This window comes from Dokdonella sp. (genome assembly GCF_019634845.1).
Classification (GTDB): domain Bacteria; phylum Pseudomonadota; class Gammaproteobacteria; order Xanthomonadales; family Rhodanobacteraceae; genus Dokdonella_A.
In genome coordinates this window covers 78170-97378 of sequence record NZ_JAHCAQ010000011.1, presented here as the reverse complement: position 1 = coordinate 97378, position 19209 = coordinate 78170, and the positions used below count along the sequence as shown (strand labels likewise).

At 70.0% G+C, this 19209-nt stretch carries 10 protein-coding genes and 1 pseudogene; 6 read left to right on the top strand and 5 right to left on the bottom strand.

The genetic code is table 11. The features are described 5' to 3' along the window. Nucleotides 1–9: 9 nt before the first annotated feature. Both KF903_RS09670 and KF903_RS09665 read right to left on the bottom strand, forming a co-directional pair. Nucleotides 10–2100, bottom strand: a complete 2091-nt coding sequence (locus KF903_RS09670; protein WP_291214126.1) for a glycosyltransferase — start codon at nt 2098–2100, stop codon at nt 10–12. Between the two features lie 438 nt (nt 2101–2538). Further along, nucleotides 2539–3054 (bottom strand): annotated as a pseudogene (locus KF903_RS09665) (glycosyltransferase); the annotation flags it as partial. Between the two features lie 1421 nt (nt 3055–4475). Between KF903_RS09665 and mrcB the strand changes: the two are divergent. The 5 genes from mrcB to KF903_RS09640 all read left to right on the top strand — a co-directional run bounded on the left by mrcB (nt 4476) and on the right by KF903_RS09640 (nt 14264). Further along, nucleotides 4476–6767, top strand: coding sequence for a penicillin-binding protein 1B (gene mrcB, locus KF903_RS09660; RefSeq protein ID WP_291214078.1), 2292 nt, complete (start codon nt 4476–4478; stop codon nt 6765–6767). Nucleotides 6768–6821: 54 nt separating this feature from the next. Further along, on the top strand, nt 6822–7337 hold the full coding sequence (locus KF903_RS09655) for a tetratricopeptide repeat protein (RefSeq protein WP_291214076.1): 516 nt from the start codon (nt 6822–6824) through the stop codon (nt 7335–7337). A 39-nt stretch (nt 7338–7376) separates the two neighbouring features. Next, entirely contained in the window at nt 7377–9299 is a 1923-nt protein-coding gene (locus KF903_RS09650; RefSeq protein ID WP_291214074.1) for an ATP-dependent DNA helicase, read from the top strand. A gap of 73 nt (nt 9300–9372) precedes the next feature. Next, nucleotides 9373–10986, top strand: coding sequence for a tetratricopeptide repeat-containing sulfotransferase family protein (locus KF903_RS09645; RefSeq protein WP_291214072.1), 1614 nt, complete (start codon nt 9373–9375; stop codon nt 10984–10986). 299 nt (nt 10987–11285) lie between these two features. After that, nucleotides 11286–14264, top strand: a complete 2979-nt coding sequence (locus KF903_RS09640) for a S8 family serine peptidase (RefSeq protein ID WP_291214070.1) — start codon at nt 11286–11288, stop codon at nt 14262–14264. Between the two features lie 285 nt (nt 14265–14549). Here KF903_RS09640 and KF903_RS09635 read toward each other — a convergent pair whose 3' ends face one another. Further along, entirely contained in the window at nt 14550–15932 is a 1383-nt protein-coding gene (locus KF903_RS09635; protein WP_291214067.1) for an L-serine ammonia-lyase, read from the bottom strand. 181 nt (nt 15933–16113) lie between these two features. On the opposite strand from KF903_RS09635, the gene KF903_RS09630 reads away from it, so the two are divergent. Next, a complete protein-coding gene (locus KF903_RS09630; RefSeq protein WP_291214066.1) occupies nt 16114–16344 on the top strand; it encodes a glutaredoxin family protein in 231 nt (76 codons plus the stop codon). 51 nt (nt 16345–16395) lie between these two features. Here KF903_RS09630 and KF903_RS09625 read toward each other — a convergent pair whose 3' ends face one another. Next, a complete protein-coding gene (locus KF903_RS09625; RefSeq protein WP_291214064.1) occupies nt 16396–17793 on the bottom strand; it encodes a hypothetical protein in 1398 nt (465 codons plus the stop codon). Between the two features lie 96 nt (nt 17794–17889). Further along, entirely contained in the window at nt 17890–19206 is a 1317-nt protein-coding gene (locus KF903_RS09620; RefSeq protein ID WP_291214124.1) for a GTP-binding protein, read from the bottom strand. Between the last annotated feature and the right edge of the window lie 3 nt (nt 19207–19209).

Sequence of the window (19209 nt, the reverse complement as noted above, 5' to 3'; positions counted from 1 at the left end):
AGCGCGCGCCTATGCGAGCAAGCGTTCGATCGCGCTGCGTGCGGCTGCAAACGAGAAGTGGTGCTCGACATTGGCCAGGCCGTGCGTCGACAGCGCCTGCCACAATGCCTCGTCGCGATACACGCGCACGATCGCGTCGGCGAAGTCGGTGGCCTCGGCCGCGACCATGACCTCGCGTCCCGCGCTCACGTGCATGCCCTCGACCGCGATCGGCGTCGCCACCACCGGCAGGCCGCAGCTCATCGCCATGTTGACCTTGCCCTTGACGCCGGCGCCATAGCGCAGCGGCGCGACCGACACGCGGCAGCCGTCCATGAACGGCATGATGTCCTCGACGAAGCCGTGCACGACGACGGTTTCGTCGGCCAGCGCCTGGATCGATGCCGGCACGCGGCTGCCGATCACGTGCAGCTTCACCTGCGGCAACTGCGCACGCACGGCCGGGAACACCTCGCGCACGAACCATTCGATCGCGTCGACGTTGGGCGGGTGCTGGAAGCCGCCGACGAACACGAGGTCGGCGCGCGCGGCGAAGCCGCGGCGGCAGCCGTGCACCTCGTGCACGTTGGAGAGGATTTCGACCCGTGCGCCGGGTGCGTCGCGCGCCAGCAGTTCACGCTCGACCGGGCTCACCACCAGCGTGACGTCGGCGGCACCGATGACCTTGAGTTCCTGCGCGCGCGTGGCCGCCGCGCTGCGCAGCAGCGCCGCATCAGCCGCCAGCGCCGCGGCGCGCTGTTCGCGCAGGTAGTGCAGGTCCACGGTGTCGAACACCAGTCGCGCGCGTGGCGCGTAGAGCCGCACCAGACCGATGAATGGCGCGGCCACGTAGTGGCGCGACAGCAGCACGAGGTCGAACTCGGTGCCGCGCTCGCGCAGGAAGCGCAGCGGATCCTGCACCTGCGGCGCGTACAGTGCCTCCACGCCGAGCGCCTGCAGCGCCGCGGTGTAGCGCGCCACATACAGGCGGTTTTCGGCCATGAAGCTGACTTGGCAACCGAGCTCGGCGAACACGCGCATGAGGTTGACCATGCGCAGCGAGCCCGAGTCGTGGTCGGGCATCGGCGTGGTTGCATCGATGACCAGCACGCGCGCACGCGCGCGGTGGCTGGCGGCGATGCCGATCGGAGTGCCCGGCGCAGGCTGCCGGCTGAGCGCGTCTTGCCACTTGGCGACGAACTTGTCGCGATTGATGACCTGGTAGCGCTTGGTGCCGCTGGCGGTGTCGGTGCCCGACGTGATGCCCTCGAAGTGGACGACGGTCGCAGCCGGTTCGACGTAGACCCTGAAGCCCGCCGCGCGCACCGCGAAGGCGAGGTCGGTGTCCTCGTAGTAGGCAGGCGCGTAGCGGGTGTCGAAGCGACCGAGGCGTTCGAACAGCGCGCGCCGCAGCATGATCGCCGCGCCCGAGCAGTAGTCGGCCTCGCGGCGGAAGGCGTAGCGCGGATCGGCCGGATCGTCGAAGCGGCCGTAGTTCCAGCCCGAGCCATCGTTGAACACGATGCCGCCGGCTTCCTGCAGGCGGCCATCGGGATAGACCAGCCGCGCGCCGACGAGGCCGGCCTGCGGCGCCGTGTCGAGGCAGTGCACGAGCGCCTCGAGCCAGCCGGCGGTGACCACGGTGTCGTTGTTGAGGAACAGCAGGCAGTCGCCGCGCGCGAGTGCGGCGCCGGCATTGCACGATCCGATGAAGCCGAGGTTGGCCGCGTTGCGCTCGACGCGGATGCCGCCGAGCGCGGCCAGGCGCTGCGGAGTCGCGTCGCTGGAGGCGTCGTCGACCACGATGACCTCGAACGGCACGCTGCCGGCATGCGCGGCCACGGAGCGCAGGCAGGCCAACGTATATTCGACCTTGTTGTAGACCGGAATCACGATCGACACGCGCGGCGTGGCGCTGGTCGGCACCGTGAACGGCACGGGATCGTCGACCGGCGCCGCGAAGGTGCCGAGTCCCGCGCGCCGTTCGCCGCCACGCCACTCCTGGGCGATGCGCGCGAGCGTGCCGCGCAGGCCACGTTGGGCGAGACTGCCGCGGGCGCGTGCGAGCAGCGCGCGTGCGCGCTCGCTGCGGAACGCCAGCGCGGCGCGCAGCCCCACCAGCCGCGCCTTGGTGCTGCGCAGCGGCGCGGTGATGCGCCAGGATGCACTGGCCAGCATCTGTTCGTAGCGCGGTTTGACGTCCTGCAGTTCGCGATCGAGGGCGAGTGCCCAGCGCGTGCGCTCCTCGAAGTCGCCGCGCAGCTCGCGCAGCGAGCGCGTCAGGTCATGGCCCCAGTCGCCGCGCCGCGTGCTCTCGGCCTGCAATTGCGCATGTGCATCGCGCAGTTGCGCCAGTTGCGCCTGCAGCCGTAGCCCAGTGGCACTCGCCGCCGCCAGCTGCAGCGCGTGGCCGTCCGGCGGCAGCAGCGGGTAGCGCAGTGCCGGGCGGGCCGCCAGCGCAAGCAGTGCGCGGTGGGCCTGCGCCATCGCGGCGGTGTCGATCGGCGTGTGCGTGGCCAGTTGCGCACGAATCCGTGCCAGCGGTGCGCGCTCGGCCGCAAGCGCGGCCACGCACGCCACCAGCGCGTCCGGGTCGGGTGCGACGAGCAGACCGTCGACGCCGTCGTCGATGCGCTCGGCGAGTGCCCCGACGCGGGTCGCGATCACGGGCACGCCGAGGCTGCGCAATTCCGACAGCGTGTAGCTGAAGGTTTCGGCCACCGTCGACAGCAGCAGCGCGGCATCGGGTTGCAGTCGAGCCAGCAGCGCGGGCAGCTCGTCGCGGCGGTAGTCGAGCAGCACATGCACGTCGGGCTCGCCGAACAGGTCGTGGGCGTCGGCGCCGGCGCCGAGCAGGAACAGCTCGGCATGCGCGCGCAGGCGCGGCAGCGCGGCCTGCAGCAGGCGCGCACCCTTGCCCGCGCGCACACGGCCGACCGTCACCAGGCGCAGTCGCGTGCGCGCCGCCGGCGGTTGCCACCGCGGTGGCGGTTGCGGCCACGCGGCCAAGCCATGCGCAATCACCGTGCCGTGCAGCGCCGCGAGCGCCGGCGCGAGCCGCAGCTGGTTGGCCATTGCGCTGCGGCTGGGCGCGACCAGGCGTGCCTGCGCGGCCAGCGCGGCCTGCACGAAGCCGTCGCGCAGCGCCTGCCAGTGCGCGGGGTCGCGGTTGGCGAACATACCTTCGGCGGCCAGGCCGGCGAGGTCGCGCTCGCGCTGCGCCGCGTCGAAGCGCAGGTTCGCATCGCCGAAATCGTGATGCAGCAGCGGCCACAACGGATAGTGGTCGTGCACGACGCAGACCGTCGGCAGTCCCGTGCGCAGCACATCGAGACTGTGGCCGATCAGGGACGACACCACGATCGCGTCGACGCACTGTTCGTGCACGATCGCGCGCAACAGGCTGCGATAGGTCTCGTCGCCGAGCGCGGTGTCGATGATTGGCCGTGGCAGCGGCCAGCGCCGCAGCACCATGCCGGGCTCGCGCGCAACGGCCAGTTCCAGCCACTCGCCATGGCGTTGGCGACGATGGCTGCCACGCGCGATGAGCACGAGATGGTGGGCGCTGCTGTCGGCGCTGGCGCAGTCGCGCAGCCAGCGCTCGGTACCGCCGCCCCAGCCGTGCAGGACGTGCAGGATCACCGGTCGTGCGTCCAGGCCCGCTGCCGGCGCCGCCGCGCCGGCGCGGTGCAGCGCCACGACCTGTTCGAGCAGCGCCGCCAGCGGCGAGGGCGGCGCTGGATCACGTGGGTCATCGGGCGCTGGCGCCATCCGCGCATGGCTCGCCACGTACAGGTGGTCGAGTCGCACCACGCGCAGCCCGTTGGCATCGAGCGCGTCGCGTTCGCGCACGCGGGTGGCACCGAGCTGTGCGAGGCGCGCGCCGTGCCAGGCCGACAGCGCCGGCAGCTGCGCCGGGAACAGCGCGTCATCGACGAGGCTGCGGGCGGCGCAGGCAAAGCACAGCGCGTCGAGCCGTGCAGCGTCGATCGTGCCGGCCGCGTCTGTCAGCGGCGTGCGCGCAGCGGCTTCGTCCAGCGGCAGCGCGGCCACCACGGCCGGTTCCTGCAGCGCGCGCCACAACCGTTCGAGCGCCCACGGTGGCAGCTCGAGGTCGGCGCGCAGTAACACGAAATCCTCGCCCGGCCAGCGCTGCGCACAGGCTGCGACGAGCGGCAACGGAACGTCGCCGCCGAGCTCGGGCACGCGCTCGGCCGCGGGCCACGGCAGATCGGCACTGGCCCCGAGCAGGCTGACGCGGACGCCGACCGGCAACCGCTCGCGCAGGTGATCGAGCCGCGCCGGATCGGCGCCGGCACCGTACACGGCCACGCGCAGGGGATGCAGGGCGGGCGGCGTGGCGGCGTCGCTGGTCGGTGCGGGTGCGGACATGCGCGGCAGGGATGGACGACGGCAAGGGATTGCCGATTATCACCGATCGTCATGGCGCTGCGGCGCGCTACACTGTGCGCGATGCCCGCCTGCTGGATACCGGTTTGACAGTACTTTCCCGCACCGGGGCCGCGCTGCGCGTGCTGTGGCGCTGGCTGCGGATTCCGTTCCTGCTCGGCCTGGGCCTCGCCATCGGCTTTCTCGTACCCTACTTGCTCTACCTCGACCGCGAGGTGCGCAGCCGGTTCGACGACCTGTCCTGGCAGTTCCCCAGCCGCGTGTACGCGCGCCCACTCGAACTTGTGCGCGGCATGCCGATGAACGCGGCGGCGCTGGCGGCCGAACTCGACGCCGCGCGCTATGTCGACGAGGCGGCGGCCAGCACGCCCGGCACGTTCCACCGCGACGGTGAGCGCTACACGGTGTCGCGGCGCGAGTTCATCTACCTCGACGGGCGCGAGCGGGCGCGCCGCATCGCGCTGACGCTGGCGCAGGGGCGTGTCGCAGCACTCGCCGATGCCGACAGCGGCGCCGCGCTCGAGCGCGTTCGGCTCGATCCGGCGCGCATCGCCACCCTGTACGGCCAGTCGCAGCAGGATCGTCGCGTGGTCGCGCTGGGCGAAGTGCCGCCGCTTCTCGTCGCCGGCCTGCAGGCGGTGGAGGACCGCGATTTCAAGCACCATCACGGCGTCAATCTCGCCGCGATCGCGCGCGCGGCGTGGGCCAACCTCGCGGCTGGGCGGCTCGTGCAGGGCGGCTCGACACTGACCCAGCAGCTGGTCAAGAACCTGTTCCTCGACCGCAGCCAGACGCTCGCGCGCAAGCTCAACGAGGCGCTCATCGCCCTCATCATCGAGGCGCGCTATGACAAGCGGCGCATTCTCGACGCATACACCAACGAGGTGTTCCTCGGGCAGCAGGGCGCCCAGGCCGTGCATGGCTTCGCCGCCGCCAGCGAGTTCTATTTCGGACGCGAGCTGCGCACGCTCGGCACCAGCGAGATCGCGCTGTTGATCGGCCTGGTGCAGGGGCCGAGCCTGTACGACCCGCGACGCAATCCGAGCGGTGCGCTGGCGCGGCGCAACGTCGTGCTGGGCGTGCTGCGCGACACCGGTCTCATCGACGCGGCGACCTGCAGTGCGGCGCAGGCCCAGCCGATCGGCATCGCCGCGCGCGCGGTGCTGCCGCGTGATCGCTATCCGGCCTTCCTCGACCTCGTGCGGCGCCAGCTCACCCAGGACTATGCCGGCGCCGCGCTCAGTGACGCGGGACTCGCGATCCACACCACGCTCGCGCCGGCGGCGCAGGCGCTGGGCGAGGCGGCCATCACGCAGACGCTCGCCGGACTGGGTCGGCGCGGCGACGACATCGAGGCGGCGCTGGTCGTGACCGGCGCCCGCGATGGCGAGGTGCGCGCCCTGATCGGCAGCCGCGACGTCGACGCGCCGGGGTTCAATCGCGCGCTCGATGCGTTGCGCCCGATCGGTTCGCTGGTCAAGCCGTTCGTCAACCTGGTGGCGTTGGCGCAGCCGCAGCGCTATTCGCTGGCCACGCTGCTCGACGACAGCCCGATCGACCTGCCGCAGCGTGGCGGCGGGCGCTGGCAGCCACGCAACGACGATGGCCAGGTGCATGGCCAGGTGCTGGCCGTGGATGCACTCGTGCACAGCTGGAATCTCGCCACGATCAACCTCGGCCAGCGCATTGGCGTCGAGCGCGTGCGCGGCTTCCTCGAGTCGTTCGGGCTCGAGCGCAACATCAATCCCAATCCGTCGCTGCTGCTCGGCGCCACCGAGTTGAGCCCGTTCGACGTGGCGCGGCTGTACCAGTACCTGGCCGCCGACGGTCACGCCCTGCCGCTGCGCGCGGTGCGCGGGGTGCTCGATGCGCAGGGGCGGCCGCTCACGCGCTACACGCTGCGCAGCGGTGCCGGCGACTACACCACCGCCGCGCGCCTGGTGACCTGGGCGATGCAGCAGGTGGCCGTGGTCGGTACCGCGCATGCGATCAACGACGCCGGCCTGGGCTGGTTGCATGCGGCCGGCAAGACCGGCACCAGTGACAGTCAGCGCGATGCGTGGTTCGCCGGCTTCAGCGGCGACACGCTCGCGGTGGCTTGGCTCGGGCGTGACGACAACCGCCCGACCACGCTGTTCGGTGCCACCGGAGGCCTGCGCGTGTGGATCGAGCTCATGCGGCGGTTGCCGACGGAGCCGCTGACGGTGCCGACCGACGGCATCGAGGAGGTGGTGGTCAATGCCGCGACCGGCCAGCGCAGCAGCGCGGCTTGCAGCGGCACGCGCGTGCTGCCGTTCGCGACCGGCTACGGCCCGCTCGAGGAAGAGTCGTGTCCGCTCGATCGCGTCAAGGCGTGGCTCGGCGTTGGAGAGCGTTGAGCCGTGCATGCGACAATGCGCGCTGGTGTCCAGGGCGGTCGAGGAGTGCGGGCGATGATCTGGCGTGGCATGGCGCTGCTGGCAGGCGTATCGATTCTTGCAGCGTGTGCGCAGACGCGCACGCCGGCGGCGGCGCAGGCGCCGGTGTTGGATCGCGGCGCGGCGCTGCGTGCGATCCGCGATGCCGGGCACGGCATGGATTCGGCGGTGCAGGTGCAACCGCTGCGTGACGCGGCGATCGATGGCTACGTGGCGCAATCGCGCGCGGCCGAGGCGCGCAACGACTACGCGGCGTCGGCCAGTGCGCTCGACAAGGCGCTGCGACTGGCGCCCGACGCGCCCGACCTGCTGCAGGCGCGCGCCGAGGTCGACATCGCGCAGGGCGACTATCTTGCCGCCGAGAAGAACGCGATCCGCAGCTTCACGCTCGGGCCACGCTCGGGCAGCCTGTGTGCACGCAACTGGCAGACCGTGGTCGAGGCGCGCACCGGCATGGGCGATGCCGCCACCGCGCAGCAGTCGGCGCAGCGCATCAAGGAATGCCGCATTGCGCCGCCGGTGCGGATGTGAGGCGGGCATGCGCGCCGTGCCGCGCACGTGACCGCGGGCATGCAGGACGCCGCTGAACTGCTTGGCGGCGACGGCCCGTTCGCGCGCGAGGTCCCGGGCTTCGTGCCGCGCGCGGCGCAGCAGGCGATGGCCGCTGCGGTGGAGCAGGCGATCGCCGAGCGGCAGATGCTGGTGGCCGAGGCCGGCACCGGCACCGGCAAGACCTTCGCCTATCTCGTGCCGGCCTTGCTCGCGGGCCAGCGCGTGATCGTGTCCACCGGCACCAAGACGCTGCAGGACCAGCTCTTCCATCGCGACCTGCCGCGCGTGCGCAGCGTGCTGGGCGTGCGCATGACGAGCGCCCTGCTCAAGGGCCGCGCCAACTACCTGTGCCTGCATCGGCTCGAGCAGACCCACCGCGAAGGTCGCCTCGCATCGCGCGAGCAAGTCGCGCAGCTGCAATCGATCCAGGCCTGGTCCAGGCGCACCGTCAGCGGCGATCGCGCCGAACTCGACAGCGTGGCTGAGGATTCGCCGCTGTGGCCGCGCGTGACCTCGACCGCCGAGAACTGCCTTGGCGCCGAGTGCCCGTTCTTCAACGACTGCTTCGTGGTCAAGGCGCGCCGCGCGGCGCAGGAGGCCGACCTCGTCGTGGTCAACCATCACCTGCTGTTCGCGGATCTGGCGATCAAGCAGGAAGGCTTCGGCGAGATCCTGCCCGGGGCGCAGGCCTTCATCCTCGACGAGGCGCACCAGATTCCCGACCTCGCCGGCCAGTTCTTTTCGGTCAGCGTGTCGGCGCGGCAACTGGGCGAACTGGCAGGCGACGCACTGGCCGAGTGCGCGGGTGTGAGTGGCGCGGCCGCGTTGCTGCGCGAGCCGGCCGCATGCCTCGACGACACGCTCAAGCGTCTGCGCCTCGCGCTCGACCGCTTTCCGGCCAAGGGCGCCTTCGTGCAGATCGAGCGCGATGCGGCGGTCGAGCGCGAACTGGCGGCGCTGGCGGCCGCGCTCGACGCGCTGGCGGCGGCGCTGGAACCACAAAGTGGACGCAGCCGCGGCCTGGACAGCGTGCACGAGCGCGTGCTCGAACATGCCGCGCGGCTGGCGCACCTCGTCGCCAGCCACAGCCACGACACCGTGTACTGGTACGAGCTGACGAGCCACGGCTTCACCTTCCATGCCACGCCGCTCGACATCGCGCAACCGTTGCGCGAACTGCGTGCGCAGAGCCAGGCGGCATGGATCTTCACGTCGGCGACGCTGACCGTGGCAGGCAGCTTCGAGCATTTCTCGCGGCAACTGGGCCTTGCCGAGCCAGTGGAGCTGGCGGTGGACAGCCCGTTCGACTACGCGCGGCAGGCGCTGGCCTACCTGCCGCCGGGCCTGCCCGATCCCGGCGCGGCCGACTACACCGAATGCGTGCTCGATGCCGTGCTGCCCGTGCTGCAAGCCTCGCAGGGGCGTGCGTTCCTGTTGTTCACCTCGCATCGTGCGCTGCGCCGCGCCGCCGACCTGCTGCCGCAGCGGCTGGCCTTCCCGCTGTTCGTGCAGGGCAGTGCGCCGCGCAGCCTGTTGCTGGAACGCTTTCGTGCTTCCGGCAATGGCGTGCTGCTCGGCGCGGCGAGCTTCTGGGAAGGGGTCGACGTGGCCGGCGATGCGCTCAGCGTGGTGGTGATCGACAAGCTGCCGTTCGCCGCGCCCGACGACCCGGTGCTGGAGGCGCGACTCGATGCGCTGCGCGAGGCCGGCGCCAATCCGTTCTTCGCCTGGCAGGTGCCCAACGCCGTGATCGCGTTGCGCCAGGGGGCAGGCCGCCTGATCCGGGACATCCGCGATCGCGGCGTGCTCGTGCTGTGCGACCCGCGGCTGTCGAGCCGTGGCTACGGCAAGCTGTTCCTGGCCAGCCTGCCGCCGATGCCACGCACGCGCGACGCTGCCGAGGTGGCCGCCTTCCTCGGCGCGATGGCGTCGGGCGAGTGACGCGCGCGGCGGCCAGCGTGTCGATCGGGTGCGGCTGTGCTAGAAGAACCGCCTGTTTCGATTCGGTTCCGGCATGACCACGCTCCAACGTCCCCAGCGGCCCGATCGGTTCGATGGGCTTGGCGCACCCGCGATCGACGCCGCGGCGCAGGCGCTGCGCGCGCTGCAGCGGGGTGATGCCGCAGCGGCGCTTGCCGCGCTCGAGCGTGTCGGGGCGGATGCACACACCCAACCCGAGCTGATGCGTCTGCGTGGGCTGGCGCACCTGCAGAGTGGCGACCCGACCTCGGCGTTGAACTGCTTGCGCCTGGCGGCAACGACCTGGAGCGAGGACGCGCTGATCGCATGCCAGCTTGGCGTCGCGCTGGCCTGCTGCGGCGAGGCCAGCGCTGCCGAGCAGGCGTTCGTGCGCGCCACGCAGCTCGATCCGACCCTGGTCGAGGCCTGGTACAACCTTGGTCATGCCTGTGATGCGCGCGACGATGCCGTGGCTGCCGCTGCCGCATTCGGCCAGGTGCTGCAGCTCGAGCCCGCGCATCTGGATGCACGCGCGATGCTCGCCGAAACCCACAAGGTGGCCGGACGTCTGGACGAGGCCGAGCGCGAACTGCGCGAAGCATTGCGCCGCGATCCCGCATGCGTGTCGGCCTGGGTCGGCCTGTCCAATCTCAAGACCTTCCGCCCCACCGACGACGACCTCGATCGACTGCTGGCGTTGCATCAAGGCGGCCGCGTCGCCGCCGCGCGGCGCGTCGATTTCATGTTCGCGCTGGCGACATTCCTCGAGGCTGCCGGCCGCTACCGCGAGGCGTTCGCGCTGTTCGTCGAGGCCAACCGCGGCAAGCGCGCCACGCTGGGCTGGAACGCGCCGGCGGTGAGTGGTCTGGTCGATGCGATCATCGCCCGCTTTGCGCGCGCCGCCGAGGTACCCGTCGGCGAAGTGCGCGGCAGCGAGGCGATCTTCCTCGTCGGGATGCCGCGCTCGGGTTCGACTCTCGCCGAGCAGATCCTGTGCTCGCATCCGCAGGTGCAGGGCGGCGGCGAACGCGACGACATCGTGCAGGTGCTGCAGCAGGAATCGCAGCGGCGCGGCGTGCCATTCCCGACCTGGGCCGATGCGGCCACGGCCAGTGACTGGGCGCGCCTTGGCGAGGACTATCTGCAGCGCTGCCGTGCCTGGCGCGACGCGCGCCCACGGTTCACCGACAAGACGCTCACCAACTGGCAGACACTGGGCGCGATCCGCCGCATGCTGCCGGGTGCGCATGTGATCCACTGCCGGCGCGACGCGCTGGAAACCCTGTGGAGCTGCTACAAGCACAACTTCGGTGCGGCGCAGTTCTTCAGCTGCGACTTCGATGAACTGGTTGCGTTCTGGCACGACTGCGAGCGCGCCATGAGGCAATGGAAGCGGGACTGGCCGGCATGGATCCACGACTTCACGCACGAGGCACTGCTGGCCGATGCGCCGGGCCAGATCCGCGCGCTGCTGGCTGCGTGTGGCCTCGACTTCGACCCGGCCTGTCTCCAGTTCCACGCGACCGCGCGCGAGGTGCGCACCTCGAGCGCGAGCCAGGTGCGCCAGCCGTTGCGGCGCGACCTGGCCGTTGCGGCGCGCTATGGCGATCTGCTGGCGCCACTGCGACAGCGAATGGAAAGGATTGTAAAGCTGCAAGCTGCTGAATAACGGTCGGACGCGACCAGCCGCCCGCGTGCGGATTGCCGACCCGCGCGCAGCGTGGTATCAAGCCCGGTCACCGGTTCGCGAGGGAACGCGAGGTTCCGTTGCTGTCGTGCAGCAAGCGACGGTGCCCAGTTCCACTGCGGTGGTCGCGCGGTGCCTGAAGTCGATCGAGCGCTGCCTGTCGGCATGCGCATGCCTGCCCTGCGGCGTTGCAGGGCGCACTTAGGTTGGGGTGGTACATGAAGTCGGTACAACTTACGGTTTTGGCCTCTGCCGTCGCACTGGCGTTGGCGGGGGCAGGCATGCAGGCGGTCGAAGCCGCCGGCACGCGCGCGTTGTCGGCCAGTGACACGGTGCAGGTGGCGGACAGCGCCAACCCGTCGGGTCGCTATTTCATCACGTTCGCCGAGCCCGGTTTGGCGCGCTATGACGGCAGCATTCCGGGGTTCGCGCGCACGGCGCCGGGTGTGGATGGCATCCGCAGCGATGCTTCGCCCAAGCTGCAGATCCGCTCGCCGCAGGCGCAGGCGTATCGCGCCTACCTGGCGCAGCAGCGCACCTTGCACCTGACGGCGATCGAGAACGCACTCGGTCACCCGCTCGCGGTCCGCTTCACGTTCGACGTCACGCGCAACGCCGTCTCGGCGCCGCTGACGCCGGCCGAGGCCGAGCAGGTCGCCAAGCTGCCGGGCGTGGCGGCGGTCACTCCGGTCGGCGTGCAGCACCTCGACACGTTCCGCGGCCCCAAGTTCATCGGCGCCGACAAGATCTGGGACGGCACTGCCGTGCCGGACTATTCGAGTGCGACGCGCGGCGCCGGCATCAAGGTCGGCATCATCGATACCGGCACCAACACGGCGCATCCGTCCTTCGCCAACGATCCGGCCTGCGGTTTCAGCGCGGCCAATCCCAAGCTGTACGCGCGTGATTGCACCAGCGACGTCGATGGCGTGTGCGATGGTCCCGACGGCAATGCCGATACCAGCAGCCACGGCGTGCATACCGGCAGTACCGCGGCCGGCAACACGATCGACAATACCGTCACGCCCGCGCCGCTGCTGCCTGATGGCGTGACGATGTCGGGTGTGGCGCCATGCGCGACGGTGTATTCGTACCGCGTTGCCGATCACAACGATGGTTCGCTGTATGGCGACTATCTCGAAGCGGCGTTCGCCAACTCCATCATCGACCAGGTCGACGTCGTCAACTACTCGATCGGTCCGACCTGCGGCGGCGGCAATCCGTGGAGCAACCTCGCGTTCCTCGACATGGAGGCCAGCGATATCTTCATTGCCGCCTCGGCCGGCAACACGCGCTCCACCTGCACCAATCCGACCGGGCTGGTTGCCAACAACGGCCCGTGGCAGATGACGGTGGCGGCCTCGACGCAGGACCAGATCATTTCGCCGCAGCTCACGGTGACCGCGCCCGCGCCGGTCAACCCGCTGCTGGTCGGCGTCCAGCTCAATCCGGGCAGCACGACGCTGGCGCCGGCCGATACCGTCAATTTCAGCGGCCATCCGCTGCGCACCTACGCGACCAACATCGAAGGGTGCACGGCGTCGGGCGGCATTCCAGCCAATACCTTCGCGGCCAACGAGATCGCGATCGTGCGCCGTGGAACGTGCAATTTTGCCGAAAAGATCACCAACGCCTACAACGCCGGTGCGCGCTTCGTGATCGTCGCCAACAACCAGGCAGGCACGATCAACATGAACACGACGGGCGCGCCGGCTGATGTCGCGGCGTTCAGCATCGTGCAGGCCGCCGGCGACCCCTTGATCGCGCTCGTCAACGCGAATGAGCCGCCGGCCAGCGACCCCGACGTGATCTTCGCCAACGGCTTCGATCCGGTCGAGTACGCGATCGGTGACTACACCCGCGCTGCGATCTCGTCGCGCCAGGGTGATGTGCTCGCAGGCTTCAGCTTCCGCGGTCCGACGCAGGCGCCGTACGACAACCTGACCAAGCCCGACATCACGGGACCGGGCGTCGACATCTTCGCGGCGCTGACGACCGCCGATGGCAGCTATGGCCTCATGAGCGGCACATCGATGTCTTCGCCGGCTATCGCCGGTGCCGGCGCGCTGATCCGCGCCGTGCATCCGTCGTGGTCGCCGATGGAAGTCAAGTCGGTGCTGATGACGACGGCGACGATGAACGGCGTCATCCAGGATGGGGTCACGCCGTGGACACCCGACGACGTCGGTGACGGGCGCGTCGATCTCAGCAAGGCGGCGCTGGCTGGCCTCACGATGGACGAGACGGTCGACCGGTTCCTCGCGGCCAATCCGACCGGCGGCAGCATCAACCAGAAGCAGCTCAACCTGCCGTCGATGCGCGACAGCGCCTGCGGCGCGAGCTGCAGTTGGACGCGCACGTTCCGCAACCGCCTCAACGCGCAGGCCACCTGGGCGGTCAGCGGGGTCGATCCGGCCGGCTATCACCTGACCTTCAGCGATGCTTCGTTCACGCTCAAGCCCGGCTTCACCAAGACCATCACGATCACGGCGACCGCGACGGGCGCGCCGACCACGGGGTATTCCTTCGGGCGTGTCGATCTCGCGGCGGCGGGCGGCGCAGCGCCGCCGCAGCACCTGTCGGTGGCCGTGCGCGGCGTGGCGCCGGTGGCGCCTCCCACCGTGGTCTGCACCGGCGGCAATTGCACGTTCAAGGTCGATCAACTGGTGAGCAGCTTTGGTGCTCTGGGCTGTGCGAACTGGACCGCATGTGCCCCGGGCATGCTGTGGCTCAATCGTTTCTCGCCGAGTCCGACCGATTACCCGATCACGATCACCAAGGTGAGAACGATCTTCGGCAATGGCACCGGCTGGAACACCGCCGGCGACAAGATCAGTGTCTTCGTCTACCAGGACAACGACAGTGATCCGACCAATGGTGCGACGGCGGTGGGTACGCCGACCGTCTACACGATCGGCACGCCGGCCAATGCGTTCGTCGACATCACGCTGAGTCCGCCCGTGGTCGTCAACGGTCCTGGGGACGTGCTGATCGCATTGTCCAATCCGTTCCCAACCAATACCGGTGGGCGTCCGTCGAGTTGGGATGCCGGTCCGTTCCAGAACCGCTCGTACTTTGGCAATGCCACCGGCAATGGTTCGACCGCGCCGGACCTGGCCTCCGCGGCAGTCGATCTGGTGCTCAACACGGACTACGACGCAACCTGGGCGAAGAACTGGTTGATCCGCGCCATTGGCACCAATGGTGGCGGTACCCCGATCACGCTCGACGTCGATTCCCGCGAGCCACAACAGCGCTGACGCACCGAGGCAATGCGCAACTGGGGCCGGTCTCGCGACCGGCCCCTTTTTTTTGGTGCGAATTGACACGCGCTGACGGTTGGCGGCGGACGCAGCGCCGGCCTGGCCGCGGGGCCGTGGTGGCGCTGGCGCGGGGTGTCGTTTGCGGCGGCGGATCGTGGCGACGTCGGCAATCGAGCTTGGCTGGTGCCGGTGCGTTGGCACCGTGCGCGTCGCGCGCGGTACCACCACGGCGTGACCGCGTGGCGCCCGTTGGCGTCTGGCCGGGTTGCGCGCAGCCGCGCGTCAGCACTCGATCACGTTGACCGCGAGACCGCCACGGCTGGTTTCCTTGTACTTGTCCTTCATGTCGCGGCCGGTCTCGCGCATCGTCTTGATGACCTTGTCGAGCGAGACGTGATGCTTGCCATCGCTCTTCATCGCCATGCGCTGGGCATTGATCGCCTTCACCGAACCCATCGCATTGCGCTCGATGCACGGGATCTGCACCAGGCCGCCGATCGGATCGCAGGTGAGGCCGAGGTTGTGTTCCATGCCGATCTCGGCCGCCATCTCGACCTGGGCCATGCTGCCGCCGAGTGCGGCGACGAGGCCGCCGGCGGCCATCGAGCAGGCCACCCCGACTTCGCCCTGGCAGCCGACCTCGGCGCCCGAGATCGAGGCGTTCTCCTTGTACAGGATGCCGATTGCGCCTGCGGTGAGCAGGAAGTCGATGATGCCCTGTTCGTTGGCGCCGGCGCAGAACCGTTCGTAGTAGTGCAGTACGGCGGGGATGATGCCGGCCGCGCCGTTGGTCGGAGCGGTCACCACGCGGCCACCGACGGCGTTTTCCTCGTTGACCGCGAGGGCGTAGAGATTGACCCAGTCGAGGATCGTGAGCGGATCGCGCAGTGCCGCCTCGGGGCGGTCGCGCAGCTCGGCGTACAGCTCGGGTGCGCGTCGGCGCACGTGCAGGCCGCCCGGCAGCGTGCCGCTTTCGCGCACGCCGCGCGCCACGCCACTTTGCATCGCGCCCCAGATCGCCAGCAGGCCCGCGCGCACTTGCGATTGGCTGCGCCAGGCCTGCTCGTTGGCGAGCATGAGCTCGGCGATCGTGAGGTCATGCTGGCGGCACAGCCGCAGCAGTTCATCGCCGCTGCGGAACGGGTATGCCAACGGCGTCGTGTCGGCCACGATGCGGTCGCTGGCCGCTTCGTCGGCATTGACCACGAAGCCACCACCGACCGAGTAGTAGTCACGCTCGGCCAGCACGGCGCCATCGGCATCGAAGGCCGCAAAGCGCATGCCATTGGAATGCAGCGGCAGCTTCTGGCGTTTGTTGAATACGAGGTCGGACTTCTCGTCGAAGTCGATCTCGTGGCGACCCGCCAGGCGAATGCGCCCGCTGCTGCGGATGCGCTCGAGCAGGGGCGGAATCAGGTCGGGGTCGATCGTGTCGGGCTGGGCGCCTTCCAGGCCACACAGCACGGCCTTGTCGGTGCCGTGGCCACGGCCCGTCAACGCCAGCGAGCCGAACAGCTCGCAGCGCACGCGCACGACCGTGTCGAGCAGGCTGGCCTCGTCGAGCCAGCGGGCAACGAAACGGGCGGCGGCGCGCATCGGTCCCACCGTATGTGACGACGAGGGGCCAATACCGATCTTGAAGATGTCGAAAACGCTGACGGCCATGATGCGCGCTGCTGGACGGCGGAGCGGCGCATTCTACGCCGGCAGCGGCGCGCGAGCCGAGCGCGCGGCGTCACGATATCCTTCGCACCCTGATCGCGGCCTGCGGCAGGCGACGCCCGGCGCGATACCCGACGCGGCCGTGCCGCATCGTTGGCCGATTCCGCCCCAGTTGTGAGCCGGCATGGCCCTGATCCTCTACCAGCGCGACGACTGCAAGCTCTGCGATGCGGCACTGGCGGTGCTCGCCGCGGCCGGAGCGCCCGACTTCACCAGCATCTGGATCGACGCCGATGCGGTGCTGGAGGAACGCTACGGCACGCGCGTGCCGGTGCTGCGCGATGCCGGCAGCGGGCGCGAGCTCGACTGGCCATTCGACCCGGCCGCAGTGCAGGCATTCCTCGCGCGGACCTGACCGTGCTGGCCGGCCGCGCAGCCGCGGCCTGCGCGGCCGGCGCGCGACCCGCTACAGCCAGTCGAAGTCGTCCTGGAAGATGCGGTCGCCCGCCTGGCGCAGCGGATGCGGATAGGTGTAGGGCGCGTAGCCGGGCTTGGCTGCCTGCGTGTATTCCCAACTGTCGGGCGGGTCGCCGGGACCACCTTCACGCAGGAAGTAGCTGCAATCGTAGCTGCCACTGGCGGTGATGAAATACTGCAGCGGCGGCGGGTTGCCGGGAAACAGATTGCGCGACTCGGGCGCATGGATGTTGCCCCAGAACCACGCCTCGGTGGTCTGATCGGGGAAAAACTGGCGTGGGTTGGGTGGATGCACGACGTCGGGGTCGCATTCGGTCAAGTAGTCTTCGATCAACAGCAGCGCCGTGGTGGAGATGCGGCCCTGGATGTGGTTGGCGAAGAACACGCCATCACCGCCGCGCGGCACGAAGCCGCTGGCCTTGCGTGAGCCGCTGGCCTCGCTGCCGAGCGTATTGTGGTAGATCTCCCAACTACGGGTGCCGCGCACCGGTCCGTTCCGCTCCAAGCGGTAGCCGTGCGCATCGAGCATGCCCCACGGCGCGGTGCGTTCACTGCCGAGGATGCGGTTGTAGCGCACCACGTAGCGCGCGCCCATGTGGGCCGCGATCGCATGGCGGTTGTCGTAGAACTTGTTGTTCTCGATGAAGATGGCGTTGGCGCCGCCCAGCTGCAGGGCAGGCCAGTTGTTGGCGCCCCACAGTGCCACGCCGTAACCGAGGCAGCGGTAGCTTTCGTCGGGCTGATCCAACGGGTAGCACTTGTAGTTGGAGATGAACTTGTTGTCGTAGACCACGCCGTCCTGCTCGGCGGTGCGGCCGGTCAGCATCATGCCGGCGTTGGAGAATTTTTCGAACACCATGTCGTGCAGCTTGATGTTCTGGCAGCGTCCCTGCAGCTGGATTCCCGAGTCCTGGTCGGCTTCGCGCATGACCGGATCGCCTTCCTGCTCGTCATCGTTGCCGACAAAGTGGATGTGCGAGATCTCGATCGTGGCACCCGAGCCGCAGCCGAAGTACAGCAGCGGCTCATCGCCGCCGCGGATCGGCGAGATGCGGTGGAGCGTCGTCTTGTCGACGCCGGCGCCGCGCACCTTGATGTTCTTGCCTGTGATCGAAGCCACGACCCACTGCGGGTCCGAACCGGGATGGGCAGGATCGTTCTCGCCCCAGTCGCAGTGGCCTTCGCCGATTTCGACGGTGCCGCCGTTGCTCACGTTCTGCAGCGCGCTGTTGACCGCGGCGTAGCCACACCCGACCACGGTGAGCGTGTTGCGGGTGGCGTCGTAGTGCACGTCGGGATGCAGGCCGGGCCCAGCCGCGTGGACGCTGCCCGCGAGTGCAACGGTGGCCGCAAGCGCTGTGAATGCGGGGTGGCGTGGCGGGTGCATGGCGCGAACCTCGGTGGCTCCAACCACGGCATGCTGCCAGCCGACGCTGATTGTGCCATCCACAAAAGTGCGGATCGCGCACGTCGAGCGCGGGTGTCAGGCCGCACCGCGCAGGCGGGTGAGGATTTCGCTGCGCGCCTCGCGCAGGATCGAGTCGCGGTCGAGGCTCGCGACGATGTCGGCAACCACGCGCTTGGGGCCGAGTTCGCCCCACGACTTGCCGGCGACGAGGTATTTCTCGGCGGCGCGCCCGACCAGCTCGGTGGCGTACCAGGCCAGTGCGCCCTGGGCACCGGCGGTGACGAGGACGGAGACGCCGGCGCTGAGGCCCTTGAGGGCGCTGGCCACGAGGTTCACGCCCCAGATCGCGCCCATGAGGGCGACGAGCTGGGCGCTGATCACGGTGATGAGCGAGCCGGCTTCGCTGCGCGTGAGCGGCAGTCCGTACACGCGGCCCAGATGCATGACAAGCGCGGCGTCGAGTGCGCCGGCGGCGAGCAGGTCGGCGACCGGGATCGGATTGAGCGCGACTGCGAGTGCCTTGGCGAGGCAGTACTGGCGGATCACCCTGGCGGCCAGTTCACGTCGTGCCTGCGCGATGCGCGCGCCGACTTCGTCGGCGACGCGGCCGGCGAACAGGCCCGCGTTGAGTGCGGCCAGCGTCTTGCCTTCGCGTTCGATGATCGCGCCCAGGCGCGCCGACAGAGCCTCGATGGCGGGCATGCGGGCAACCAGCTCGACCTGCTCGTGACCCTGCGCATCGAGGTGCACGCGCTTGACCGGCACCGGCTGCGCGGCGATTGCGACCACGTCGAGATCCTGCACGAGGCCGGTGCTGCGCTCGCGCAGGCGCGCGAGCAGGGCAGCTACCTCGTCCTCGCCATAGCGATCGGCCTTGTTGAGCGCGAGCAGCAGCGGGCGCTGCGTGCGGGCCAGGGTTTGCAGCGCGGCGTATTCGTGCTGGGTCAGGTCGCCATCGACCACGAACACGACGAGGTCGGCGACGCCGGCGACTTCGAAGGCCATGCGTTCGCGGGCCTCGCCGTCGAGCTCGTCGATGCCGGGCGTGTCGATGAGGTGGACGCCGCTGCCGGCCACTTCGCGCCAGCTGCGCTGCGCGGCCTGCCGCGTCGTGCCGTGCAGCACGCCGACCTCGAATGCATCCTCGCCGAGCAGTGCGTTGGCGAGCGCGGACTTGCCGACACTGACGCGGCCGAACACGGCGATGTGCAGCTCGCCGCGCTCGAGCTTGGCGAGCATCGCCTCGAGCCGTGCGAAGTCCGCGGCGAGGCTGCTGCGGATCGCGCCCGGTATCTGCCCGTCATCGAGCAGCGCCCGCAGGCTGGCGGCCGCCCGCTGCTGGTGCGCCGTGCCGTCGCCCGTGGCCGGCAGTGGCGCGGCGCGGCCGCGCAGGCG